The organism is Allofrancisella inopinata, assembly GCF_012222965.1.
In the GTDB taxonomy this organism is placed as follows: Bacteria; Pseudomonadota; Gammaproteobacteria; order Francisellales; family Francisellaceae; genus Francisella; species Francisella inopinata.
The window spans coordinates 1,268,854-1,294,263 of sequence record NZ_CP038241.1; the positions used below are offsets into that span (position 1 = coordinate 1,268,854).

Here is a 25,410-nt window from a genome sequence, read left to right on the forward strand (position 1 = left end):
AAATAACTAGCACACCAGCAGAAAAATTGCTTTCTTTTTATCTACTAATATTTATACTCAAACTAGCTTTTGCTAATATCTTAAGTAATTTCTTTTTATAAAAAGTATTATGGCTTTGTACACCTATCCTTCTAATAAACTTGAATATCTAGTAAAGATATTTTCTAAATTACTGCAGATTAATAAAAACAAAATTTTTAAGCCAACTTATATACTAGTTGGTAGCCGTGGCATGCAACACTGGTTAAGCATGGAACTTGCTAAGCAAAACAGCATTTCCATGAACACAAAATTTGATATGGTGAATAGTTTTATAATTAACACTAGTTACGAAATAACTAACAATCAATCTCATAAGAAAGCTTATTCTAAAGAAGTTCTTAGCTGGCGTATATTCAAATTACTAGATGACATTGGCGTTGACAAACTAAAAAACTACTACAAGGATAGTAGCCAAAGAAAATATCAATTAAGCGCACAAATAGCTAATGTTTTTAGCAAATATATAAAGTATCGTCCTGCTTGGTTAGAAAAATGGCAAAATCTTCAATTTATTAGCACCTCACCTTCTGAGGATGAACTATGGCAAGCTAAACTTTGGCAGCTTCTTATAAGCGAAAACCCTAAAACACCTATTCAAATACAAAAACAAGGCATAGGAAAACTTAGTTCTGAAACTTTACCTAAAGATATTTACATCTTTGGAGTTAGTGCAATTTCACCTAATAATTTAGAATTTCTGCTAGAAGTGGCAAAGTACACAAATATACATCTTCTGTATTTAAACCCTTGTAGTGAATATTGGTACGATTTAAAAAAAGCTAAAGTAGCTAGTTGGCTTAATACCGAAGAAGATTTTACAATACAACCTTTATTAGCTAGCTTCGGGCAACAAGGAAAAGATTTTTTCAACCAACTTTTAGAACAAAACCAGCAAGAATTCACTAGTTTTGAGCATGTATGTGAGGATATAAAAATAACTCCTTCTGAAGCTAGTTCTCTACTAACAAATATCCAACGAAATATACTTGAATTAAATACTGAAAAGTATACGAATAGTATTGATAACTCTATAATAATAAATTCTTGTCATAGCCCACTTAGAGAAATACAAGTTTTACATGATAACCTTCTAGAGCTTTTTGAACAAGACTCTACCCTACAACCACAAGATGTTTTAGTAATGTGTCCAAATATTGAGGATTATGCTCCTTATATAGAATCAGTTTTTACTAAATCTCCTAGTGATTCGCCTAACAAACTCCCTTGTTCAATAGCTGATAGAACCATTATAGATTCAGAAAGTTTAGCGGCTAGTTTTATTGAGATTCTTAAGCTTCCTGATAGTAACTTTGAAGTTACCAAAATTATAGATTATTTATCTGTACCAGCTTTACAACGAAAATTTGACATTACACTTGACCAACTTGAAACTATTAAATACTGGTTAACTGAGGCCTGTATATATAGAGGATTAAATAATCAAACTTTTAGTTGGAATTGGGGACTTAAACGACTATTGTTAGGCTTTTGCTTAGCTGATGAACCTATGATTATAGAAGATTCATTGCAAACTCTACCAAATATCCAAACAAACGATATACAAGAACTTGGAAAACTATATGAACTTATTGAACTTCTCCAATCATTTTCTGAAGAACTTAAACAAAAACGCTCAGCTCATGACTGGCAAGAATTCTTATTAAAAATACTTGATACTTTATTTAATATAGACGACGCTGATGAATACATAGCAAATATTATTAAACAAAATATTGCAAAAATTGTACAACATACCCACCAAGCTAACTTTACAGGGCTAATTGATCTAGCCATTATTCGAAATATTTTAACCACAGCTCTTTCTGAGCCTATTATAAATAACCATTTCTTACGTGGTAAAATCACCTTCTGTTCAATGACTCCTATGAGAAGTATACCGTTTAAAGTAATTGCTATGCTTGGGCTTAATAGTACAACTTATCCCCGTAAAGATACAAAAATTAGCTTTGATCTGACAAACCATTTTTCAGCTCAAAAAGGTGACAGAACCAAACGTGATGATGATAAATATCTCTTCTTAGAAACAATAATTTCTGCTAGATCAGTGTTGTACCTAAGCTTTCAAGGAAATAGTTACAAAAATAATTCTGAACAAGAACCAAGCCTTATAATCAAAGAGTTTATAAGTTATTTAGAAACCCACTATAACTGGGAGCTTAAATATAACCTTAAAAAATACCCTTTACATCCTTTTAGTCCAAAATGCTATAGCAAAAACTATCAAAGCTACGATGATAAGTGGTTAAAGCTTATAAAAGCAGAAAAACAAAATTTTAATTCCCAACAAAATATAAATATAGAGTTGCCTACTAAATTTAGTTTACAAGAAATAGTTAACATCTTTGATGATCCTTTCAAAGCTTATTCACAATATACTCTAGACTTAACTCTACAAGAAAATGAACCAGGACTTTCAGATACAGAACCTTTTGAAATAGATGCTTTACAAACTTATAAAATAAAAGAACATTTTTTAAATTGTCATGAAAATCACAAAGATATTGATTTAAGTGTCAAACACCTTAGATTTTCTGGTAGGTTGCCTCAATCACCACTTACTGATGAATTATTGCACCAGAACCTAGACTTAGTAAGTAGTTTTTACGATAAAATTGACCACTTAAATCTACAAAGCTTAGCTTTAGAAGCAAATATACAAAATATAAAAATATATTCTAATATTAAATTATCTAGTGATAATACTTTAACCTTATATAAGGTTTCTAGCTTAAAACCAAAAGATAAGTTACAACTTTATCTAAAGTGTATATTGTACAACCACATCTATAATGAAAAAATAACTGGAGAATATTTATATATCAATGATAAAAAAGTAGAGTCCTTTAAAATTAATACTTTTAAAATAGAAAATGTCGAAGACGAATTATCTCATTATTTAATTCAAGCAATAAATTTTCTAAAACAGCCTACTCTTGCTCATATCAGCCTACTTGAACCTGCATTTCAAGAAAATAACAATAAAATCAATGAGGTTTTATATAAAGGTCCTCGTCCTTTAGCTAAAAATCTTTATTATAAATTATTAAACGATAATAGATTTAACACAGAAAACTTAAATAAGTACTATACAAAAGCCTTCAAGGACATTATATTAAATAACAAGTAAACTGACATTGCCATAATCTCTCTTATTATTATCTTTCTTTTTTAAAGGTTTTTTAAAAAAACCATACGTCTTAGCTTTATAGCCAAAATGGAACTGTTGAAAGCTGAAATTAGGCAAATAATAATAAGGCAAAAATATTTGAAAAAGCGCAGTTTACATGTAGTAAATGAGCACTTTGAGAATATTTTTAACGCAATTAGCGTTGTATAATTTTAGTTTTCAACAGTTCCAAAATCTATACTTAAACTTTTCATCTAAAGATAAGTTGTTTGGGTGAGATCCAATTTCTCCTTGTGGAACTTTCAAACCATATTGGCTATAAAAATCTGACCAATATTTACAAACTTCTAAATCACCTGGTGAAATGTAGTTGAGGGTATGCATTTTAAAAAAAATATTTTTATTAGCTAAGGCAAATACTTCATGGATAAGCTCAGAACAATAAAACTTTCCTGATTGGTTTGGTAAAAATAAATCATTATACTGACAACCAATTAACTTGTGTGCATACTTGATAACATTATTAAGAAAATCATCTTTTTGGGCTGTGCGTCCAACTAATATTTTATTATTAGAGTACTTAGCTAAATCAGCGATTATGACTCCTACAGTTTTTACTGACTCTATAATTCTACTGTCACCAATATATAAGCTACAATGGTAATAACTATAATCTCCGTAGCCAACAGATAAGTTAGAAATATTTTTTTCATAACCATCTACTATAAATAACACATCTCCTTTTCTTAAGCACTGACTAATACTCAACTTAACAACCCTTTTAATTTATCTTCTGTAACTACATTAACACCTAGCTCTTGTGCTTTTGTAAATTTGCTACCTGCATTGTCACCACAGATAACCATATCCGTTTTTTTAGAAACACTTGAGGTAACTTTAGCTCCCATAGATTTCAGTAGTTGCGTTAAGTCTGTACGGCTATAATCTTCAAACGTACCTGTGATAACTATTGTTTTATTATCAAAATTACTGTTAGTAACTTTTTCTATCTTTCTTGGATTAGATATTTCTATACCAACGTTTAGTAAATCTTCCACTATCCTTATATTCAAAGGGTCTTGCCAGAAAGAAATTACATTATTAGCCATAATTTCACCGATATCATTTATAGATATTAGCTCATCAAAATTAGCTTGACGAAACTTTTCTAAACAACCAAAATAATTTGCTAGCGATTCTGATGATACTTCTCCAATGTCTTTAATCCCTATAGAAAAAATAAACCTCGCTAAGCTAGGGTTTTTACTTTTAGCAATTGAATCTAAAACATTTTGAGAGGATTTTGCTCCCATCCTCTCAAGGTTAGCCAACTGCTCAAAAGTAAGCTTATAGATATCTGCTGGATATTTAATCAAAGCATCTCTAACTAATTGTTCAATAAGTTTAGCTCCAATTTTATCAATATCCATAGCCTTACGAGAAACAAAATGTTTTAGGCGTTCAGTAGTTTGAGCCTGACAATGCCAAGCCCCTGTACAACGATATATTGCTTGATCATTGACATTCTCAACCGGTGAGTTACAAACTGGGCAGTTGCTTGGCATTTCTATAAGCTTAACTGACGTTTTACGATACTTTGGTAGACTTCTAACGACTTCTGGTATTACATCTCCAGCTCTGCGTACGATTACTCTATCACCCACACGGATATCTTTTCGCCTTATCTCATGGATGTTATGTAATGTAGCGTTTGAGACTATAACTCCACCAACTGCAACAGGCTTAAGTCTAGCTACAGGTGTTATAGCACCTGTTCTGCCTACTTGAAACTCAATATTAATAACTTCTGATTCTACTTCTTCGGCAGGAAACTTATATGCTACAGCCCACTTTGGTGCTCTTGAAACATAACCAATAGCGTCTTGTAGCTTAATATCATTAACTTTAAAAACTAAACCATCAATGTCATAATCCAAATCTGCTCTACTATGGCTCATTTGGTGATAATATTCTTCAATAGCATTAAAATCAGTTGCTAAACTCATATAATTACTTATAGTAAAACCTAAGCTTTTAAGGTAGTTCATAAGCTGATATTGAGTGGGAGGGTGTTCAAAGTCTTTAGAATAATATCCTACTCCATAACAATATAATTTCAATGGACGCTTAGCTACAATTTTAGAATCCAACATACGTATACTTCCAGCAGCTGCATTACGAGGGTTTGCAAAGCTCTTTTGACCTTGCTCTTGCATATAGTTATTAAGTGCTAAAAAACTAGCTTTATCTAAAATAATTTCTCCTCTTACTTCTAGCTCCTTAGGTGGACTATTCGTATTTAATCGTAAGGGCACGTTTCGGATAGTCTTAACATTTTCTGAAACCTTTTCACCTTGAACTCCATCACCTCTAGTTACAGCATAATCAAATCTACCATTTTTATAAAAAATGCTTATGGCAAGCCCATCCATTTTTGGCTCACACTCTAATTCAACATTTGAAAAATCGAGTTTTTCATAAAAACTTTTAAGTTCTTCCAAGCTAAATACGTTAGATAGTGAAAGCATTTTTTTCTTATGCTTAACAGTCTCAAAGCCTTCTAAAACTTTTCCGCCTACTTTATCTAAAACTGAATTTACTGGGGTTAATTCGGGATGTTTAGCGACTAAATTTTGTAAAAGCTGAAAAAGTTTATCATAATCACTATCTGTTATTATCGGTTTGTCTAATGTGTGATATAAATAGCTTTGTTGGCTAAGATAATCAGCAAGCTTATCTATAGTTGATTTTAACTCAGCAAAAGCTAAACTATCATAATCTGTATAAAAAAACGTTCTTGGTGTCATAAGCTAATTTAAATATTCGTATTTAAAATTTCATTGGCTAACATTTTATACTATTTGGCTCTTTTTTAAATCACCTAAACAATTGAGCAATAACTATAATTGTAACCTTAGTTTCTTTTTAGTGATTAAATTAAAAATATTTTTACCATAAATATTTTTTGGAAAAAGTTATATGGTACATAGATTAGATTCAAGGTATAATAATAAGAAAACAAGAAAAAAAAATACATTATGAAAAAAATTATAGGTTTTACATTCTTAGCCTTTTTATCTTTTACTACTATATACGCGAAAAATTTACAGCTTATGCAAGCTAATATACAAAAGGCCCAAGAGGAAAATTCTTCCTCTCAGAAAAGCAATACAAACTCTAAGACACTGTTAAAGCAATACAGAGAACAAGGCTAGATCACTTATTCAAACTATAAAGACCTCTCTAAGGAACAAAAAACTTATAATATATCCCATAAAAATTGCTATAAATCAAGATTTTGGATGTTATTCAAATAATACTGGCGATTAGCTTTGTCTTGTAAATCTAAGAAAACAAAAGAAGGTTGCCCAAATTCATACTCAAGTCGCTTTTTAAAGTTATTAGGTTTAATAATATTACACAAGTATAGCTTTAATTTTTCTGATACAATATTTCTGTGTAACTTGCAAAATTCATTAAGTCCTTTCAGGATGAAAGTCATACCTGAACTATCATTAATATTAATATTTCCTGAATAACGGCTATAATCCCCTGTTTTATTAGCAAACGACTTTATTTCAGTGAATATTTTTTCAATAACAATTTCTGGCGTTATCTTATTTTCTACAATAGATTCTGTTGATATTGAATTAATGCGCTCACAAAAACACCTAATTCTTTTGTGTCCATTACTTCCATGCCTATGTTTAACACCATGATAAAAAGACTTCTCATAGTTATCTATATAGGGGGCGACAGATTGAAATAATGTGTTCTGAAGCAAAATCACTTCTTCTTGAGCTGAACTTAATCCTTCAAATCCATATTTAATTCGCTCGTTATCACTCATATATTGCTTTTTAAACTCACGATATGGTTGTTCGCCAAGTTCACCACCATAGTTATGGTAAGCTATTTTATTATCAGGAAGTCTTTTTCGAAGGATCTGCCAATTTCTTTGAAGGACATACTTACGTCTACTTTCTCCCATAGCTACTCCTAAATTAAATACATTTTTTGATGGTTTAGTAAGATTAAATCCTGTTAAAAGAGTTTCATTATATGCTACTACTGAACATGATTTAAAGCCTTTTTCATGTAATTCACTCATTAAGTTCTTAGCAAACAAAGTTGCGTTACAGACGTATAATCTTATTTGTAAATGATGGCGTGCGTGTACTGGTATTGTGCTCTCTAGAATGTCAGCTAATTCTTTATATTCAACATATGCTTGTCCCAAACCTTTTTTTGGCACCTTTATCTCCTGGGTAAGAAAATTGTCTTCTTTATTTCCATGGCCTTCTACATAAATTATAGAATTAGGTTCTAATTGTGATAAGTGAACACCAATCATCTCTCTTGCAATCTGGTTATTACTTTTAACTTTGTCGAGATTATATTTTTCCTCTTCAAATCTATAACCTTTTTCTATAAACGGAAAATTTATTCTTACAAATGGAATTTTTGTATTAAAAAGTTGACGGCGCTTATAATCTTGTGTATGCATATTTACTTCATAAGTTCGATCAACTGATCTATCTTTTTGATAGAAAAATGATTTTTCATTTTGATGTATATAACGAGTCTCACCACTAAACGATATATATACTGCTTTTCTAAACTTTCCCACTGGACTGCTCCTTTATTTGTTTTGCAACCATATTTTAAAACAAGTTAAATTATTTTAAAATAGTTTTTAAAATTTTAATACTATTAGTTAAAAATAATTAACTATGTATCCATAATAACATTAAAGAAGACACACTAAAGAAGATTTGCTGTATAAAATTATTAGTCATGAATGTTTATTTGCTAGAATTAGGCTTACTAGTTTAAAGTAAAAGTAAAAAGGGGAAATATTATGGCTACTTTAGTTGGTACACAATCAAATTTTGCTAAAGCGCTTACTGAATTGGCAGAATTAGATTTCGATGCAATAGAAGCTTATGAAGCTGCTATTAACAGACTAGAGAATATAAACTATAAGAAACAATTACAGCGTTTCAAAGAGGACCATGAAAAACATGTACGCGATCTAAACGAAATTTTACTTCTTCATGATCATGAAAGAGTAACAGGCCCTAGTATGAAACAATGGCTAACTAAAGGTAAGGTAGTTATTTCTAATATAACAGGTGATGATATAAGCATACTTCAAGCAATGATTACAAATGAAGAAGATACTAATACTGCTTATGAAAGAATGTTAGACCGCCAGGACAAATGGTCAGATAGTATTGAAGTGCTGGAAAAAGGCTTAAAAGATGAAAGGCATCATAAACAATGGCTCAAAGAGACTATTGCAGCTGAAGGTATAGAATAACTGTAGCTCACTTAGGCTCTTTCCAAATTTTATAAATAAATAAGCCATAGATGAATTTTTATCAAATTTTCTACAGCCAAAATAAAATTTGAATACTGACTCATCCTTAGGAAAGGGCTATAGGAAAAAACCTATCTTGTACCAAAAATTTTATCTCCTGCATCTCCTAAGCCGGGGATGATATATTTTTCCTCGTTCAAATGGCTGTCTATAGCTGCTGTATATAACTCAACATCTGGATGGGCTTTTTTTAATGCTGCTATGCCTTCTGGGGCTGCTACAAGTGTAATGATTTTAATATCTTTAGAACCTGCTTTTTTAAGTAATGAGACGGTTTCTATCATCGAACCACCGGTTGCTAACATAGGATCAACTATTAGTGCAATTCTTTCATCTAACTTATCGCAAAGCTTTGCAAAATATGGTACTGGTTTAGCTGTTTTTTCATCACGGTACATACCCACCATACTTACTTTAGCTGCTGGTATATGCTCAAACACGCCATCTAACATACCTAAACCTGCTCGTAAAATAGGTACTACTGTTAATTTTTTACCTTTAATTTGCTCAACTGTAATTTTTCTACCTTCCCAACTAATAATCTCTATTTCTTCTAATTCAAAACTTGCCGTTACTTCATGTGTCAATAAACTAGCAACTTCTTTTGTCAAGCGCCTAAACTCTTGGGTACTAATATCTTTAACTCGCATAAGTCCTAACTTATGTCTAACCATTGGATGTTTTATTTCGACTACTTTCATATTAAAAATTAAATTTAAAATTCTCTATTATTCTTAAGATTTTAACATATTACGGACGTTTCTTTGACAAATTAGTTTTTAAAAATAGTTTACTTGCCCTAGTATAACTTTTTGGTTAGCTCCTGTAGCAGCTGGAACATTATTATATTGTCTATGGAGAGTTTCATTACCAAGCACAGCAAAAGCTATAGCCTCTTTTGCGTCACTATTTTCCCCAATATCCTCAAAAGTCAGTATAGTTGTCTGATTAAGTATTTTTTTAATTTGCGTAATTAAAAACTTATTGTAGGCTCCTCCACCTGTGAAAATAATTTCATCTAAATCATATTTATCAAATACAAAATTTTGGTATGATCTAGCTATACTTTCAGCTGTAAATATAGTTAATGTATGCACAATATCTTCTGGTTGCTCATTATTATATTTTTTTATAATCTTATCTGTATAACTAATTCCAAAAAGCTCTCTGCCTGTTGATTTAGGAGGTTGTTGGTTTAGGTATGGATTCGCCAAAAGTTCTTCTAACATTTTTACTATAACCTTTCCTTTTGATGCTACATTGCCATCTTTATCATAATCCTTAGCAAATAGCGTCTCCATCGCCCTATTAATCATCATGTTACCAGCACCTGTATCAAATGCTATTATTTGATCAATACTGGCTCCTTTTGGGATAACTGTCGTATTAGCAATCCCGCCAATATTGTGTAAAGCTCTTGATTTATTTTTATCACGATATAGTAGATAATCCACATATGGTACCAATGGTGCACCACCACCACCTGCTGCGATATCTGCTGCTCTAAAATTTGAAACAACTGTAGTTTTACATTCATAAGCTATAGTAGCAGCGTCACCTAATTGCAAAGAAGACTTAACAAAACCAGCTTCATCTTTTGCTTGATGATAAATTGTCTGCCCATGGCTTGCTATAAATTTAATTTGTTCTAGAGCCACATTAGCTTTTTTTAACAATGCTTTAGTAGCGTCTGCATACTCTCTGCCAAGCTTAAAATTCAAACTACATAACAATTGAGCATTACTAGTGCTTAAGTCGAGAGCTTTCTTTATATCTTGTAAAACATCATTAGAGTAATTATAAGTTTCAAACGTAACTAGTTTAATCTTTGTATCTAAACCATAACCTTTAACTTTACATAAAGCTACATCTATACCGTCCAAAGATGTGCCTGACATTAGGCCTATACAATATTTATACTCGTTCATACTTAACACTTTTCTAACTCTAAAAGCTCTTCCCAAAGAGTATACTTTTGTTCTAACTCAGTATTGAGCTTATCAAGTCTTTGTTGTATTTCTTTGATTTCAGACTGGCTTTTTTGATAAAACTCCATTTCACCCATTTGGCTTTCTATCTCTGAAATATTAGCTTCTAGTTTTTCTATTTGGGTAGGCAAGTTACGTAAAAGCTTTCTCTGCTCGTAACTAAGTTTATTTGAAAGATTAGCGTCTTTATTATCTTTTGCCTGATTATTATTTGTTTTATTGATGGTGGTTTTACATTGAGATAACCAATCATCATACCCACCAACATACTCCTTAAGCTTACCGTTCTCAAAAACTATTGTGCTAGTAGCAACATTGTTTATAAACTCTCGATCATGACTTACTAAAAGTATTGTACCTTGGTAGTTTATAAGTAATTCTTCCAATATCTCCAAAGTTTCAATATCTAAATCATTTGTTGGCTCATCTAGCACAATAACATTACTAGGCTTTGACAATATTTTGGCTAATAAAAGACGGTTTTTCTCACCTCCTGATAGATGTGTTATTGGTGCATGCAACCTATCAGGGGTAAATAAAAACTTTTGTAAATATGTAATAATATGGACCTCTTTACCTCCAATGTTGATAAAATCAGATCCTTCTTTTACATTATCTACTATACTTAGTTTCTCGTCTAGCTGGTCTCTTAGCTGATCAAAATAAGCAACTTTTAAATTATCCGCATGAGAAATAATACCCTCAGTTGGTGGTAAAGTTCCTAACAAGCAGTTTAAAAGCGTACTTTTACCACAACCATTTTGCCCAAGGATTGCTATTTTATCACCACGATGAATTTCTGTAGAAAAATTTTTAAATAAATATTCAGAATGGTATTTAAAGCCTATATTATCAGCTTGTATTATCTTTTTTGATGAAGTTTTAACATGAGATGTGCCAATATCAACCTTACCAACTTTGTGTTTACGTTGGCTTAGCTCCTTACGCATTTGTTCTAAAGCTCTTACTCTACCCTCATTTCTTGTACGACGAGCTTTTATACCTTGACGTATCCACGCTTCTTCTTGAGCTAATTTTTTATCAAATTCACTATTAGCTTTTTCTTCAGCATGTAAAATATGCTCTTTTTTTTCCAAAAATTTAATATAGTTCCCCTCAAAAGAAAAAAGACGGCCTCTATCTAGCTCAACTATACTTTTAGCAACATTATTTAAAAACTTTCTATCATGTGTAATAAATAGTATAGCTCCATTAAAATTAGCTAGAAATTCCTCTAACCATTTTATCGAGTCTATATCTAAGTGGTTTGTTGGCTCATCTAATAATAGTAGGTCTGGTTTTTTAATTAAAGCTCTAGCTAATATAACTCTTCTTTTCATCCCACCAGAAAGATCTTTAAATATAGCTTTAGGGTCTAGCTTTAACTTGGATGCTAAAATCTCCACATCATTTAAGTAATTCCAAGCATGATTTTCATCTACATATTTATGTAACTTCTCCAACTTTGGTGAATTAGGATTGTTAGCTAAAGTTTGCTGATATGCTATGAGCTTCTCCCCAACCTCATCTAAGCTAGATAATATAACATCTGCTATACTTCCTTGGATACTTGCAGGAACCTCCTGGATCATACTTGAAACTACAGCATTATTGTGAATAATAACCTCCCCGCCATCAGGCTGAATTTTATTCTCAATAATTTTGAGCAACGACGATTTACCTGTGCCGTTACGTCCAATAAGACATATTCTTTGGCCTTTTGTGATTTCTAGATTAACATTGTCAAGAACTATCTGTGTACCAAAATTTAAACTAATATTTTTAAGCGAAACTAACTGCATTTGTGTACTTGTTATAATAAAGTTGTAGATAGCTATTTTACCTTTTCATACAAAACTTTGGTAGCTAATATAAATATTATAATAGCAACAAAATACATTCCTCCGCCAAAAGAAATAGGTGAGGTTGGTGAAACTGACGCCAAATGTCCCATCATAATATCATTTAAAAACCAAGCTAGACCAAAACCAGCTCCCGCTGCACCCATGGCTTTGCCTTGCTCTTTATCAGAAACAGCAAAAGATATAATTGACAATAATGCAGTATAACAAATTAGCTGTGCCATTGATGAGATAATTCCTATTAACCACTGTAATTTTTCTACCCCTAGAAATAAGCCTACACTTATAAGAGATGCTCCGCATACTACAGCAGCTAATATAAAAGCATTGTTGTTAGAAAACTTAGCAAAAACTTTAGGTTGTAAGGTTAAGCTTGCAATTGCTGTTGCTAAACCTATTACAGCATAAAATATACCGACTTTTGATACGCTATAACTATAAGCTTGTGTTAAAAATAATGCTACCCCTTGACCATAAAATCCCCAACCACATTGCACCAAAAGATAAACTACTCCGATAGCTCTTATACGCTTATCTGAAAGCAAAAAAGATATAGTCGTATAAATAGTACCAAGTTCTATAACTAAACCAGGGTTTTTTGGTAAATCTCGCTGCATCGCTATATATATAAATAACATATTTATAAAAGATAAAACACCAGCGAAAAAAAATGGCAAAGTATGACTTATATTTAGGGTCGAAACTAAGCTTGTAATCACCGGCCCTATTACAAAACCTAAAGAGCCTGCCATCGCTATAAATCCAAGGTTTTTAGATTTTTCTTCTTCAGTAGAAATATCTATAACAGCAGCTTGAGCTATTTCAAATGCTCCACCTGCCAAACCACTAATAAATCTACTAGCTATAAACAAAATATAGTTATGTGAATAAATAGCATAAGCAGATAACGCATATGACAAGCAAGTTACAAAAAGAGCTACCATCAAGATAATTTTTCTCCCATACTTGTCAGATAATTCACCAATAACGGGACAACCTATCATTAGACCCAAAGGCCAACACGCTAACGCTATTGAATAATACCAGTTTTGAAAATTACCACTAGGGTCACCAAATGTAATACAAGTATTATCAAAAAATAATGAAGGCATAATAGGGAAAACTAGACCTATACCCATTATATCAACTATAATCGTAGTGATAAGTATTACTATTACTACGTTTTTTGAATGTAAGTTCATAAAAGACTCTCTATTATATTTTTTTAGAAAAAAGAAAAATCGAGTAAATACTACTTAAAAATAGTAAAGATATCAATGCTTAGACATCTGCAAAATATAGTTATGCTCAATTGCTAGCTTTTTCACCGAGCTAAGAAACATCTTGATACAGAAGGTAAAATTTGCATCTGTTTCATTCAATAATTCTACATCTTTTATTAATGGCTGTATGTGCTTTTCAAATTTTAATAGTTCTTTATAACTTATCCTTTTGTGTTTTTTAATATCATATACAATATCTGATAAAGATTTCATAATATAGTCTTTAAATTCTATAAATACTGATTCTTGGTCTAGTTTAGCCACTAGTGTAGGATCTAGTGAAGCTTCAATATATTCATACATAACTATCATATATCTATAAATTCTGCGTATATATAGGCCCATTTTCTCATATTCTCTAACCCTTTTTGCAGAGCCTTCATACTTAAGCTCTTTTAATAAAGATAACTGTTTTGTAAATTCAAGAAAAATACTTTCTCTAAGTTTTTGATGGGACTGATTACGCTCTATAAATAAAATTTCAAAAAAGTCTCTAATTTGTGAAACAGTTTTCACATAGCTTTGTTTTATTCTTGTTTCAGCTCTTATAGGGAAAACAAAACGGTTAACCATCAAAGCTATAGCTATCCCTAGGGATATCTCCTCTGCTCTTTGGATTGCAATTTCAACACTTGGACGAGCGTTTAGAATAATAATTATTATTGTTATACCAGCAAGAGTACCAGCATAACTATATTTTGATGAAGCTCCTGCAAAATATACAGATAACATCAAAAAGGGTAAAATCATAATTATTTGCAAAGACTTATTAGCGAGAAATACCGTTATTATCATAGCTATTATCGCACCAGCTACAGTACCTAAAAACCTCATAAGTGCTTTATCCAAAGCACCTCCTAAGTTTGGCTGAGTCGACATGACTACTAATACAGTTATTACCATCCATAAATACATTTGTTTAACTTCAAAAAAATCACCTAAGTAGAAACCTACTAAATAAGCTATCACTACACCTAATGTAGCTTTCATAGCATTAATTGCCGCATACTTATTACTGTTTAAAAATGCAAATTGCATATATATTCACTATTTGGTTTTAAACCCTTTCTTAGAGTTATTTTAACATAAACAATGCTTCTAAAGTCTTTGCTATCTAATAATTATATAGGCCAATCGATCATAAAACCCTTACATAATTACCGCGCAGGTGGAAAATTCCAAATATAATCTTTGATCTAAGAGAACCTCATATTAAGTACAATAGCACGGTTGTTGCAAACTACAACCTTATACCAATTCCAACATAAATTGGTGCCTTTATCACAAAGGAGTTTATGACTAATTTAAGTTTTTGATGTGCAGCCAATAGCAGTGGCTATTGGCAAATATTAAAGGATTAAATTAGGTATCAAATACAAAGTTAGAAAGTAATAATATGTGTTGGAAGTGGTATTATAATAGTTTCACAAAGCTTAATAAAATTAGTTCATTAGCTTATAACTTAACAGTTACGTTCATTCAATAATTTCGGAGAAACTTAAATATAAAATAACTAGAGCAAATAAATTAAAAATATTTCTTGTATTTTTATTTAATTTTAAGTATAAATAATTTAAACTAATGAATGTGTTGGCGGTGTTTAATGAGCTTTCACCCACATGAGAATAATAATGGTATGACTATAGATCATTATGAAAATAAAATATTAACAAGCTTACCAGATAAAGATGCGAGCGTGCTTTGTGAATTGGTTTATGAAAGTAGAGCTTTAGATTTTGCCCTTAACTCACCAGATTTGAAAGATTTCTCACTTGCTAATATTTTTTATGACAACAAACGTAAGGTTAGAGAGGATAAAGAACTTAATTTATCAAAAGATACTCAAGATGCCTTAGAATTATACTCTCATCATTACTATCCGGTATTAGCAAAATATAAGTTAGTAACTACAAGTAGCCAATTAGGTAACGATGTTGGTTACTATGGTATTGCAGTAGCAGCTGCTGGAGATAAGCAAAATAAAGGTATATATGTAATAAACAGAGGTACAAGATTAAATAGTTTTGATGGTATATATCATAACTTCCTTAAAACAGATATTAGAGATATGGCTATTTTAGGTAAAACCTTACCTGTTACAATAGTTTCAAACCATACAAAATCAGGTATAGAATTTGTTAAATACCTCCTTAAAAGCTATAATGTTAAGCATATAGGCTTTGCAGGACATAGCCTGGGTGGCTCAATAGCACAAATGCAAGCAGTATACTTTATAGATAAGAGATTGAGAGGGATTAGGCTATCACCATCAAAAGGATTTGAACCCTTTGGTATTAAGAATGAAGCAGACCCATTTATAAAATATAATAATGAGGACGGTGCACTTTACTATTTGACTTTAAATCCAATCAAAGCTTTTAAGTCATGGCAGTGTAAGTTAGCAGCTAGTAATTGTAGTAGTTGGCAGGGTATAGCAGATAAGTTAATAATTAATTATACAAGCTTTAAGTCAGATATTGGTTTTACATCTTTTGCTAGAAACGGAGATATTGTTGCTAACCTTGCAGAAAATATTGGTAAAAAAGTGTTGATAGAGAGTGCTGGTAGTTATAAGGATTTTAAGGATCTTCATGAGATAGCTAACTATCGTTATCAAGAATATCGACCAGATGGTAGTTTAGTAGAAACACAAATTAATAAACTTAACTCAGATATTTTAAAATCAAGCGATAATTTAGAGCAAAAGGCTAAGTATAAAGTATGTTTTAATACTGATGTTTTTAGTAACCAAATAGAGGTTTAGTATGATAAGACTGCTTAAGACAATAACACCATTATATTTAGCTATTTTTTTGTCTGGTTGTTCATCTGTTGCATTAATGTCAGCACCAATTATTGGATATTCACAAAGAAGCATAAGTCCAAAAGCAACTAAAGAACAACAGCAGCAAGTTAAACAAGAAGTTATGCAACTTCTTGAGAAAGAATATAAGCAACCATTTAAATTAGAAAGTTTTGAATATAAATACCAAACTCATAACCGCCCTGGGTCTTTTGATTTTTCCCAATATGGTTCATACTACTTTAAAGTACAAGCTCCAGACAACCCAATTATAGTTATGGATTTTAGAATTGATGATATTAATAAATCATCAACTAATGAATTGATAGAGGATTTTAAAAAGAGGCAATTAAAAAGCGTTTATTGTGCTGCTTTTCCAGCATATTATCGACAGTCTATAGCAAATAAAACGAAGGTATTGCAACCATATACTAAGCAGACAGAAAAATTTTGTGATAGTAGAAATCAAACGAGCTTTCATAGTCCAAGAAATTACTACTTAAAACATCAAGATGAATATAAATAGAATTGGCTTTTTCATTAGCAACTAAATAGCGAAACCAATCCCTTTACACGAAAATAAAACTTATAAAGAATAATTCTCAGGTTTATGAAGCATCTAAAAGTATACAAACATTTTAATGACAAACATTATTCAATACTTTAATATGTAGTTAGAGCTGCTCTGCAAAGATTAAGCTCAACGATATAAAAAATGATCATTTACTTGTTAAAAAAGATAGGAGTTTTATGATATCTAAGTCAAATTATAAGAATTACCCTAAAGAAGTTCCAAGCCATATCAAAATCCCTGAGATCACTTTAAGTGATATGCTTAAAATAGTAGTTGAAAACTTCTCTTCTCGTGAAGCTTTTATATGCCAAGGTCAAAAACTAAGCTTTAAACAAGTTGATGAATATTCTGATATGTTTGCAGGATACTTACAACATAAATGGGAAGTAAAAAAAGGTCAACATATCGCCATTATGTTACCAAATTTACTACAGTTTCCTATTATTATTTTTGCATTAATAAAATTAGGCTGCGTTTTCGTAAACATCAACCCGCTTTATACAAGTAAAGAAGTCAAGGGAATTCTTAAGGATTCAAAAGCAAAAGGAGTTATTGTACTTTCATCGTTAGCACATACTGTGCAAGCAATTGCTGCTGAATGTGAAGACCTTAAGCATATGATGGTTACACATATCGCAGATCTATATTCAACCCCAAGAAAACAAATAATTTCTTTTGTAGCTAAATATATTAAAGGTATGAAAGATAAATACTCAAAAGATAAGTTTGACTCGTTCTCTAATGCCATAAAAGCAGATTATAAACCTGACTACTCTAAAATAGAAGTGGCTCCCGATGATATGGTAGCCTTACAATACTCTAGTGGTACAACAGGTACACCCAAAGGAACTATTCTTTTACATAAGAATATCGTTGCTAATATATATCAAATCAAAGCATGGACAGAAGGCTTTAATATTAAACTTAGTGAACAAACTGTATTAACTGCCCTACCTATTTATCATATTTTTAGTCTCACAGCTAATTTATTCCTTTTCTATTTTTCTGGTGCCCTACAGATTCTAATCCCAAATCCAAGAGATATTAATGGTCTAGTAAACCAAATGAGAAAAAGCAACTTCTCAACTATTTTTGGGGTTAACACCCTTTATGTTGCGTTACTAAATAATAAAAAGTTTAGAAAAAGTAACTTCCCTAATTTCAAGCTTTCTATAAGTGGTGGGATGTCAACCGTCAAAGCAGTAGCAGATGAATGGAAAAAAGTTACAGGTGTGAATATCAAAGAAGGCTATGGCTTATCTGAAATGTCACCTGTTGTCACTGTAAACTCACTCGAAGATTCTGAGTTTAATGGTACAGTTGGATATCACCTACCAAATACAGATATCAGAATATATGATGAAAAAGGTAATGAACTTCCTCAGGGAGAAACTGGTGAAATCTGGGTTACAGGGCCTCAAAAATCTCCTGGATTTTGGAGTTTGCCAGAAATCAACAAAGAGCACTTTACTGATGATGGCTGGTTAAAGACCGGAGATATGGGATACATTGATGAAGTAGGACGCTTGGTTATCTCAGGAAGGATAAAACATATGATTATTGTTTCAGGATTTAATGTTTTCCCTAAAGAAATTGAGTTAGCTCTTATTGATAAACAGGAAATACAAGATGCTGCTGTTGTAGGTATACCTTCGGTAGAGACTGGTGAAATGCCCTTGGCATTTGTAGTACTAAAACCGCACCAAAAATTAACAGAAAAAGAAATTATCTCTTACTGTACTACTAAGCTTGCACATTATAAACTACCCAGAAAAATCATTTTTAAGGATGAACTTCCTAAGAATCCTGTTGGAAAAATAGATATTAAATTGTTACAGGAAGAAGCTCGGAAGTATCAGTAGAAGGTTTTTAAAGTTTTGTTTAAGGAGTTAAAAGATGTTAAATAGTATATTTAATATAATGTACAAAAAGGCTAGAAAATCAATGCCTACAATTTCTAAAACTGAGCAAACTGCATTAAATGCTGGTGATAGCTGGTTTGAACAGGATATTTTTCAAGGTAAACCTGATTTTGAGAAACTCCATAACTTACAGAAATTCAGCTTATCAGAAGAAGAAAAATCTTTCTTAGAAAATGAAACCACACAACTCTGTGATATGTTAGATGACTGGAAAATCAATTATGTAGATAAAGATCTAACAAAAGAAACTTGGAAATTTATAAGAGAAAAAGGTTTTTTTGGTCTAGTTACTAGCAAAGAGTACGGAGGCAAAGGCTTTTCAGCAGCAGCACATTCAGAAATAGTAATGAGAATTGCGACAAAAAGTGTTACTGCAGCAATCACTGTCATGGTACCTAATTCTCTAGGTCCTGGAGAGCTTCTGCATCATTACGGTACAGATGCACAAAAAAAATATTACTTACCTCGTTTAGCTGCTGGTCAAGAAATCCCTTGCTTTGCTCTAACAGGACCAACTGCTGGTTCTGATGCAACATCTCTACCTGATAAAGGAGTTGTTTGCTATGGTAAACATGATGGAAAAAAAGTCCTAGGTATTAGACTAGAAAATATTAATAAACGTTATATCACATTAGCACCTGTTGCAACTTTAGTTGGCTTAGCATTTCAATTACAAGACCCTGAAGGTTTATTAGACGGTGTTGGTGAAGAAGGTATCACTTGCGCGCTATTACCCCATGATCACCAAGGATTAGAAATTGGTAAGCGTGGATTCCCATTAGGTCAAGCTTTTATGAATGGTTATATCAAAGCTAAAGAAGCTTTTATTCCTATAGACTGGATTATTGGTGGGCAGAAAATGGCTGGTGAAGGTTGGCGAATGCTAGTGGAATGTTTATCTATTGGCAGATCAATTTCTTTACCTGCGTGTGGTGCAGCTAACACACTTATGTCGGCCATAATCACATCCGCATATAGTAACGTAAGAGAGCAATTTAAAGTGCCTATTGCACACTTTGATGGTGTCCAAGAGAAATTAGCTGAGATTGGTGGTCTGGCATATTTGGCAAATGCAACGCGCGAATTTACCGTATCTGCTGTTGATGCTGGTATCTCACCATCAGTTGCCTCGGCTATTGCTAAATATCATTTAACTGAAATGGGTCGTACAACCATTAATAACGCTATGGATATTCATGGTGGACGAGCGATTATTATGGGTAAAAATAACTATCTAGCTATTCCATATATGGCAACACCAATAGGCATTACTGTTGAGGGTGCAAATATCATGACACGTAACTTAATGATTTTTGGTCAAGGAGCTATGCGTTGTCACCCATACATACGTGCTGAAGCTGGAAGCTTGATGAATTCAGATAAAGAGATTGGACAAAAAGAGTTTAGTAGCCTTATGAAAAAGCATATTTGTTATACGCTTGGTAATAGCTCTAGAACTCTTTGGTATGGTTTAACAGGAGGAATTACTGCTACAGGATATCAAAGTAAGTTTAAACACTATTACAAGTATATTACCCACATGAGTACAGCGTATGCATATATTAATGATTTATCACTTATTGTATTAGGTGGCGGATTAAAAAGAAAAGAAAGATTATCCGCGCGTCTAGGCGACATAATGAGTTATTTCTATATGGCTTGTGCTGTATTAAAATTTTACAAAGATACAGGTGAACCTGAAAGTGATGACGCTTTTGTCCATTGGAGTTTACAATATTGTTTGTACCAAGCACAACAAGCTATGTTGGATTTATTTAGAAATTTTCCTATTAAGATTTTAGCTTTAAAAATGAAATTTTTTGTATTTCCATATGGTAAAAAATTCAAAAAGCCTTCTGATAAACTTGAAGCTGAAATCTGTAAAGAACTTTCTACAAATAGTGCAACACGTAACTGGATGAAAACTAGATGTTATATCCCGAATGATGATCAAGATCCAACTGGCAGAGTTGAAAATGCTTATCTAACAATACTAGAGACTATACCTATTAAACATAAGGTTATCCAAGCTATCAAAGCGGATAAATTACCAAAAATAACTTGGACAGCAGTGACTGAAGAGGCTTATGCGCAAAAAATTATCACTTCTGATGAGTTAAATAAAATTAAAGAAATGTTAGCTAAGGTTAATAACGTCATCCAAACCGATGAGTTTGACGATTATGTTTTAGGACCTAAAAACGCACATCCTGAATGGCAGAAAGAAAAAGTAGGAACTGAAGATAAATAAAGGCAACCACGTAGTTATACATAAAATACTTGAAAATGCGGGATTTATATCAAAGTATGGTCATAAAACACATAGACAAGAACTGGTCATTCCGGACCCTGATCCGGAATCTCCTAAATAAGTGGAAAATGTTAGCAATTGGATTCCATGGTCAAGCTATGGAATGACATAGTAGTTTTATGGTAAATTAATTATAGTTAATTTAATTATGATTTCCTAACAAGGAGAAGAATATGTCAAATTTAGAGCAAAAATTCAATGAAATAGTTCAAGCAGTGCGTGACGCGACTATTGATTTTAAACCAGATAACAATCAAAAGCTAAAACTCTATGCTTTTTACAAACAAGCAACTGAAGGAGACATCCAAAGCAAAGCTCCATCTGCGTTTAGGATGGTAGAACGTGCAAAATGGATGGCATGGAATTCAGTTAAAGGAATGAGTAAAGAAAATGCTATGCGTGAGTATCTAAAAGTTTTTGGCTCTGAATATTTACCCGAAGAAGATGCCTCAATTCAAGAAGGTAGTTCTGAACCAACTACTACAGTAAAACCAGAGCCTGTCTCTAGAGAGTCTCAACGTAAAGCTATTGACAAAATTGCTGTACTTGGAGCTGGTGTTATGGGCTCACAAATTGCAGCCCATTTTGCTAATGCTAGATTTCCAGTAGTGTTATTTGATTTAAAATCAAAAGATGATGAGCCAAATTCTATAGTCAATGAAGCATTGCAAAAACTAACTAAGCTTAATCCAGCTCCTTTTGGCTCAGAAGACTCTATTAAATATATAACCCCAGCAAACTACGATGATAATCTGTCTCTTTTAGAAGGCTGTGATTTAATAATCGAAGCTGTTGCAGAGCGTTTAGATATTAAAGAAAGTTTATATGACAAAATTGCTGCTCATATTAGCCATGATACTGTTTTAGCAAGTAACACTTCTGGGCTAAGCATTACCACCTTAGCAAACTTTCTTCCAGAAAATATAAAAGTAAATTTCTGTGGAGTGCATTTCTTTAATCCTCCTAGATACATGCCTTTAGTAGAATTAATTCCTCATTCTAATACAAATACAGATGTATTAGATAAATTAGAAACATTTTTAACAACAAAACTTGGTAAAAACATAATTCGTGCTAAAGATACACCTAACTTTATAGCTAACCGTTTAGGCGTATTTTCAATGCTAGTAACATGTCATTACACAGAAAAAATGAATATCCCTCTTGAAGTTGTAGATGACCTAACTGGTAAGAAGCTAGGTCGTGCAAAAAGTGCTACTTACCGTACAGCAGACTTAGTAGGACTAGATGTACTTTCGCATGTTATTGAAACTATGAAAGACAACTTAGAAGATGGTTGGGAACAGCTATACCAAACTCCTAGTTGGATCAAATCACTGATTGATAAGGGCTCACTAGGACAAAAAACCAAAAAAGGTCTATATATCAAAGAAAATGACGGTATAAAAGTCCTAGATTTAGAAACACAACAGTATCGAACTTCTGAGAAAAAAGCCGATAAGGAAGTATCTGAAATCCTTGCAGAAAAAGATTGGGGTAAAAAGCTAGAAGCATTAAGAAACAGTAAAAACACTCAAGCTCAATTTGTATGGGCATGTTTTAGAGAAATGTTTCACTATGCTGCTGTCCTGGTTGGTGATATATGCAACTATCCCAAAGATATGGATTTTGCTATCCGTTGGGGCTTTGGATGGAAACAAGGGATATTTGAAATTTGGCAGCTAGCTGGATGGCAAAAAGTTAGTGGCTGGTTAAAAGAAGAAATATCTGCTGGTAAAACTTTATCTAATCAACCATTACCAAGGTGGGTCGATAAACTAGAAACTGGAGTTTACGCCGATAATAAAGAATTTAGCTTTACTGATAATGAGTTAGTGCTGCGTGATAAATTACCTGTATATCAACGCCAATTATTTCCAGAGATGGTTGTTGGTGAGCATAGCACACTTGATATTGAAAGCTTATTTGAAAATGAGGGTGTCAAATTATGGCAAATTACTGACTACAAAGGAGTTGGTATTTTATCATTCAAAAGTAAAATGTGTGCAATTGGTGATGATGTTCTTGATGGGATATCTCAAGCAATCGATATTGCTGAAGAAAAATGTCAAGCAATGGTTATCTGGCAAGAACAAGATGTTTTTTCCGTTGGAGCAAACCTAGAAGAGTTTGGCATGAAATTTATGATGAATGGTAAAGAAGCTATAGAAGCAATCATTCGTAAAGGTCATCAAATAATCACACAAAAATTACGTTATAGTAAAATTCCAGTTGTTACTGCAGTTAAAGGTTTTGCATTTGGTGGCGGGTGTGAAACTATTTTACATAGTGATGCTGCTGTTGCTGCATATGAAAGCTATATCGGGCTAGTTGAAGCTGGTGTTGGAATTATCCCTGGCTGGGGCGGGTCAAAAGAAATGGCGCAACGTGCTAGCCAAGCTCAAGACCCGTGGAAAGATTTCGAACGACGCTATAAAAATTTGGCTATGGCACAAGTTGCTAAAAGTGCCTGTGAAGCTAAAGAAATGGGCTTTTTACGCGAAGATGATATGGTGGTAATGAATACTAAAGAAATTCTATCAGTAGCTATCAAAAAAGCTCAATTAATGGCATTTGTTGGCTACCAACCTCCTTTAAAACAAAAAATTAAAGTCTTTGGTGAAACGGGGGTTGCTACAATTAAGGCTTTACTTGTAAATATGCGTGATGGTAATCAAATCTCTGAACATGATTGTAAAATTGCTGTAAACCTTGCTGATGCAATGTGTGGTGGAGAAATTGAAAAAGATACTATGGTTTCAGAAGACTGGTTATTAGAAAGAGAGTTAATTAACTTTATTGAGTTAGCTTCTTCAGAAAAAAGTGCTGCACGCATGCAACACATGTTAGAAACTGGTAAGCCATTAAGAAACTAACTTTAAGGAGTACTCGCATGAGTGAAAATGTATATATAGTTGCTGCAAAACGCTCTGCTGTTACAAAAGGCAAAAAAGGTGGTTTTGCAAAAAAACGCCCTGATGAATTATTAGCTGATGTTCTACAAAAAACTGTTGCTGAATCTGGTATTAATCCTAAAGATATCGGCGATATAGTGGTTGGTTGTGCTATGCCTGAAGCTGAGCAAGGGCTAAATGTTGCTAGAATTTCTTCACTTTTAGCAGGGTTACCTGATACAGTCCCTGCTTTTACAATTAACCGCTATTGCAGCTCTGGCTTACAATCTATTGCTATTGCAGCTAACGAAATTGCTCAAGGCAATATGGATGTTGCTATTGGTGCTGGTATAGAAAGCATGAGTATGATTCCATTTGGTGGTAATAAAATGTCTTTTAGTAAAGAAATTTTTGCCAAAGATGAGAATGTAGGTATTGCATATGGTATGGGAATTACTGCTGAGAATGTCGCTAAAGATTGGAACGTTTCTCGCCAAGAACAAGATGCTTTTGCCCTTCAAAGTCACCAAAAAGCAATCTATGCTATCGAAAATGGTTATTTTAAAGATGAGATTTTACCGATAGATGTAGATCATCGTAAACCAAATGAAGAAACTAGCGAAATCATAAACCAGAAAGAAACTATATCCGTAGATGAAGGTGCCCGTAAAGATACCTCACTTGAAGCTCTAGCTAAATTAAAACCAGCTTTTGCAGCAGGTGGTTCTGTAACAGCTGGAAATAGCTCGCAAGTATCTGATGGTTCTGCTGCAGTAGTTTTAGTTAGCGAGAAATATCTCAAAGGACACAACCTAAAACCTCTAGGTAAATTCTTAGGATTTGCCGTAGCAGGAGTTGATCCACGTATTATGGGGATTGGACCAATTAAAGCTATCCCTAAGGTACTTAAGCAAACTGGTTTAACAATCCAAGATATAGACTGGATTGAACTAAACGAAGCTTTTGCTGCACAATCAATAGCTGTGATCAATGATTTAAAACTTGAGCAAGAGAAAGTTAACCCCTGTGGTGGTGCTATCGCTCTTGGGCATCCTCTTGGTGCAACTGGCACTATTTTAACTGTAAAAGCCCTTCACGGTTTACGTCGTACTGGCAAAAAATATGCTATGATTACAATGTGTATTGGTACAGGTATGGGGGCTGCAGGTATTATTGAAGCTTGTTAGATATTTCAAAATT

The 25,410-nt window shown here is 32.6% G+C and carries 17 protein-coding genes; 9 read left to right on the forward strand and 8 right to left on the reverse strand.

Going from position 1 to position 25,410, the window contains the following annotated elements; genetic code table 11:
• Positions 1-109 precede the first annotated feature (109 nt).
• A complete protein-coding gene (gene recC, locus E4K63_RS05825; protein ID WP_133940995.1) occupies positions 110-3,190 on the forward strand; it encodes an exodeoxyribonuclease V subunit gamma in 3,081 nt (1,026 codons plus the stop codon).
• 219 nt (positions 3,191-3,409) lie between these two features.
• Here the strand turns inward: recC and E4K63_RS05830 are convergent, their stop codons facing one another.
• Together E4K63_RS05830 and ligA are read right to left on the reverse strand one after the other, a co-directional pair.
• Positions 3,410-3,958 carry a YiiX/YebB-like N1pC/P60 family cysteine hydrolase gene (locus E4K63_RS05830; RefSeq protein WP_133940997.1) on the reverse strand — a complete coding sequence of 183 codons (549 nt, stop codon included), beginning with the start codon at positions 3,956-3,958 and terminating at the stop codon, positions 3,410-3,412.
• Complete coding sequence (gene ligA / locus E4K63_RS05835; RefSeq protein WP_133940999.1) at positions 3,955-5,997, reverse strand: NAD-dependent DNA ligase LigA; 2,043 nt, start codon at positions 5,995-5,997, stop codon at positions 3,955-3,957. The genes E4K63_RS05830 and ligA overlap by 4 nt, the downstream gene beginning before the upstream one ends.
• A 231-nt stretch (positions 5,998-6,228) precedes the next feature.
• On the opposite strand from ligA, the gene E4K63_RS05840 reads away from it, so the two are divergent.
• Complete coding sequence (locus E4K63_RS05840) at positions 6,229-6,405, forward strand: endoglucanase (protein ID WP_133941001.1); 177 nt, start codon at positions 6,229-6,231, stop codon at positions 6,403-6,405.
• A 68-nt stretch (positions 6,406-6,473) separates the two neighbouring features.
• On the opposite strand, the gene E4K63_RS05845 is transcribed toward E4K63_RS05840, so the two are convergent.
• Positions 6,474-7,820 carry a hypothetical protein gene (locus tag E4K63_RS05845; RefSeq protein WP_133941003.1) on the reverse strand — a complete coding sequence of 449 codons (1,347 nt, stop codon included), beginning with the start codon at positions 7,818-7,820 and terminating at the stop codon, positions 6,474-6,476.
• Between the two features lie 231 nt (positions 7,821-8,051).
• On the opposite strand from E4K63_RS05845, the gene E4K63_RS05850 reads away from it, so the two are divergent.
• Positions 8,052-8,513, forward strand: coding sequence for a DUF2383 domain-containing protein (locus E4K63_RS05850; protein ID WP_133941005.1), 462 nt, complete (start codon positions 8,052-8,054; stop codon positions 8,511-8,513).
• Between the two features lie 131 nt (positions 8,514-8,644).
• On the opposite strand, the gene upp is transcribed toward E4K63_RS05850, so the two are convergent.
• The 5 genes from upp to E4K63_RS05875 all read right to left on the reverse strand — a co-directional run bounded on the left by upp (position 8,645) and on the right by E4K63_RS05875 (position 14,744).
• A complete protein-coding gene (gene upp / locus E4K63_RS05855) occupies positions 8,645-9,274 on the reverse strand; it encodes a uracil phosphoribosyltransferase (RefSeq protein WP_133941007.1) in 630 nt (209 codons plus the stop codon).
• Between the two features lie 78 nt (positions 9,275-9,352).
• Positions 9,353-10,501, reverse strand: a complete 1,149-nt coding sequence (gene anmK / locus E4K63_RS05860; protein WP_133941009.1) for an anhydro-N-acetylmuramic acid kinase AnmK — start codon at positions 10,499-10,501, stop codon at positions 9,353-9,355.
• Between the two features lie 2 nt (positions 10,502-10,503).
• On the reverse strand, positions 10,504-12,363 hold the full coding sequence (gene abc-f, locus E4K63_RS05865) for a ribosomal protection-like ABC-F family protein (protein WP_133941011.1): 1,860 nt from the start codon (positions 12,361-12,363) through the stop codon (positions 10,504-10,506).
• A 32-nt stretch (positions 12,364-12,395) separates the two neighbouring features.
• Positions 12,396-13,625 carry an MFS transporter gene (locus E4K63_RS05870; protein WP_133941013.1) on the reverse strand — a complete coding sequence of 410 codons (1,230 nt, stop codon included), beginning with the start codon at positions 13,623-13,625 and terminating at the stop codon, positions 12,396-12,398.
• 72 nt (positions 13,626-13,697) lie between these two features.
• Positions 13,698-14,744, reverse strand: a complete 1,047-nt coding sequence (locus E4K63_RS05875) for an FUSC family protein (protein ID WP_133941015.1) — start codon at positions 14,742-14,744, stop codon at positions 13,698-13,700.
• 565 nt (positions 14,745-15,309) lie between these two features.
• Between E4K63_RS05875 and E4K63_RS05880 the strand changes: the two genes are divergently transcribed.
• The 6 genes from E4K63_RS05880 (at position 15,310) to E4K63_RS05905 (ending at position 25,397) form a co-directional block, all read left to right on the forward strand.
• On the forward strand, positions 15,310-16,470 hold the full coding sequence (locus tag E4K63_RS05880) for a lipase family protein (protein ID WP_133941017.1): 1,161 nt from the start codon (positions 15,310-15,312) through the stop codon (positions 16,468-16,470).
• Between the two features lies 1 nt (position 16,471).
• Positions 16,472-17,035 carry a hypothetical protein gene (locus E4K63_RS05885; RefSeq protein ID WP_133941019.1) on the forward strand — a complete coding sequence of 188 codons (564 nt, stop codon included), beginning with the start codon at positions 16,472-16,474 and terminating at the stop codon, positions 17,033-17,035.
• A 224-nt stretch (positions 17,036-17,259) separates the two neighbouring features.
• Complete coding sequence (locus E4K63_RS05890) at positions 17,260-18,945, forward strand: long-chain-fatty-acid--CoA ligase (protein ID WP_133941021.1); 1,686 nt, start codon at positions 17,260-17,262, stop codon at positions 18,943-18,945.
• Positions 18,946-18,991: 46 nt separating this feature from the next.
• A complete protein-coding gene (locus tag E4K63_RS05895) occupies positions 18,992-21,256 on the forward strand; it encodes an acyl-CoA dehydrogenase (RefSeq protein ID WP_166666885.1) in 2,265 nt (754 codons plus the stop codon).
• Between the two features lie 233 nt (positions 21,257-21,489).
• Complete coding sequence (locus E4K63_RS05900) at positions 21,490-24,192, forward strand: acyl-CoA-binding protein (protein WP_133941025.1); 2,703 nt, start codon at positions 21,490-21,492, stop codon at positions 24,190-24,192.
• Between the two features lie 17 nt (positions 24,193-24,209).
• Entirely contained in the window at positions 24,210-25,397 is a 1,188-nt protein-coding gene (locus E4K63_RS05905; RefSeq protein ID WP_133941027.1) for an acetyl-CoA C-acyltransferase, read from the forward strand.
• Positions 25,398-25,410: the final 13 nt, after the last annotated feature.

Coding starts and splice junctions, on each gene's coding strand:
- upp (WP_133941007.1), bottom strand. CDS start 9,274: ATGAAAGTAGTCGAAATAAAACATCCAATGGTTAGACATAAGTTAGGA.
- E4K63_RS05905 (WP_133941027.1), top strand. CDS start 24,210: ATGAGTGAAAATGTATATATAGTTGCTGCAAAACGCTCTGCTGTTACA.
- anmK (WP_133941009.1), bottom strand. CDS start 10,501: ATGAACGAGTATAAATATTGTATAGGCCTAATGTCAGGCACATCTTTG.
- E4K63_RS05890 (WP_133941021.1), top strand. CDS start 17,260: ATGATATCTAAGTCAAATTATAAGAATTACCCTAAAGAAGTTCCAAGC.
- E4K63_RS05900 (WP_133941025.1), top strand. CDS start 21,490: ATGTCAAATTTAGAGCAAAAATTCAATGAAATAGTTCAAGCAGTGCGT.
- E4K63_RS05850 (WP_133941005.1), top strand. CDS start 8,052: ATGGCTACTTTAGTTGGTACACAATCAAATTTTGCTAAAGCGCTTACT.
- E4K63_RS05840 (WP_133941001.1), top strand. CDS start 6,229: ATGAAAAAAATTATAGGTTTTACATTCTTAGCCTTTTTATCTTTTACT.
- E4K63_RS05885 (WP_133941019.1), top strand. CDS start 16,472: ATGATAAGACTGCTTAAGACAATAACACCATTATATTTAGCTATTTTT.
- E4K63_RS05870 (WP_133941013.1), bottom strand. CDS start 13,625: ATGAACTTACATTCAAAAAACGTAGTAATAGTAATACTTATCACTACG.
- abc-f (WP_133941011.1), bottom strand. CDS start 12,363: ATGCAGTTAGTTTCGCTTAAAAATATTAGTTTAAATTTTGGTACACAG.
- E4K63_RS05880 (WP_133941017.1), top strand. CDS start 15,310: ATGAGCTTTCACCCACATGAGAATAATAATGGTATGACTATAGATCAT.
- E4K63_RS05875 (WP_133941015.1), bottom strand. CDS start 14,744: ATGCAATTTGCATTTTTAAACAGTAATAAGTATGCGGCAATTAATGCT.
- ligA (WP_133940999.1), bottom strand. CDS start 5,997: ATGACACCAAGAACGTTTTTTTATACAGATTATGATAGTTTAGCTTTT.
- recC (WP_133940995.1), top strand. CDS start 110: ATGGCTTTGTACACCTATCCTTCTAATAAACTTGAATATCTAGTAAAG.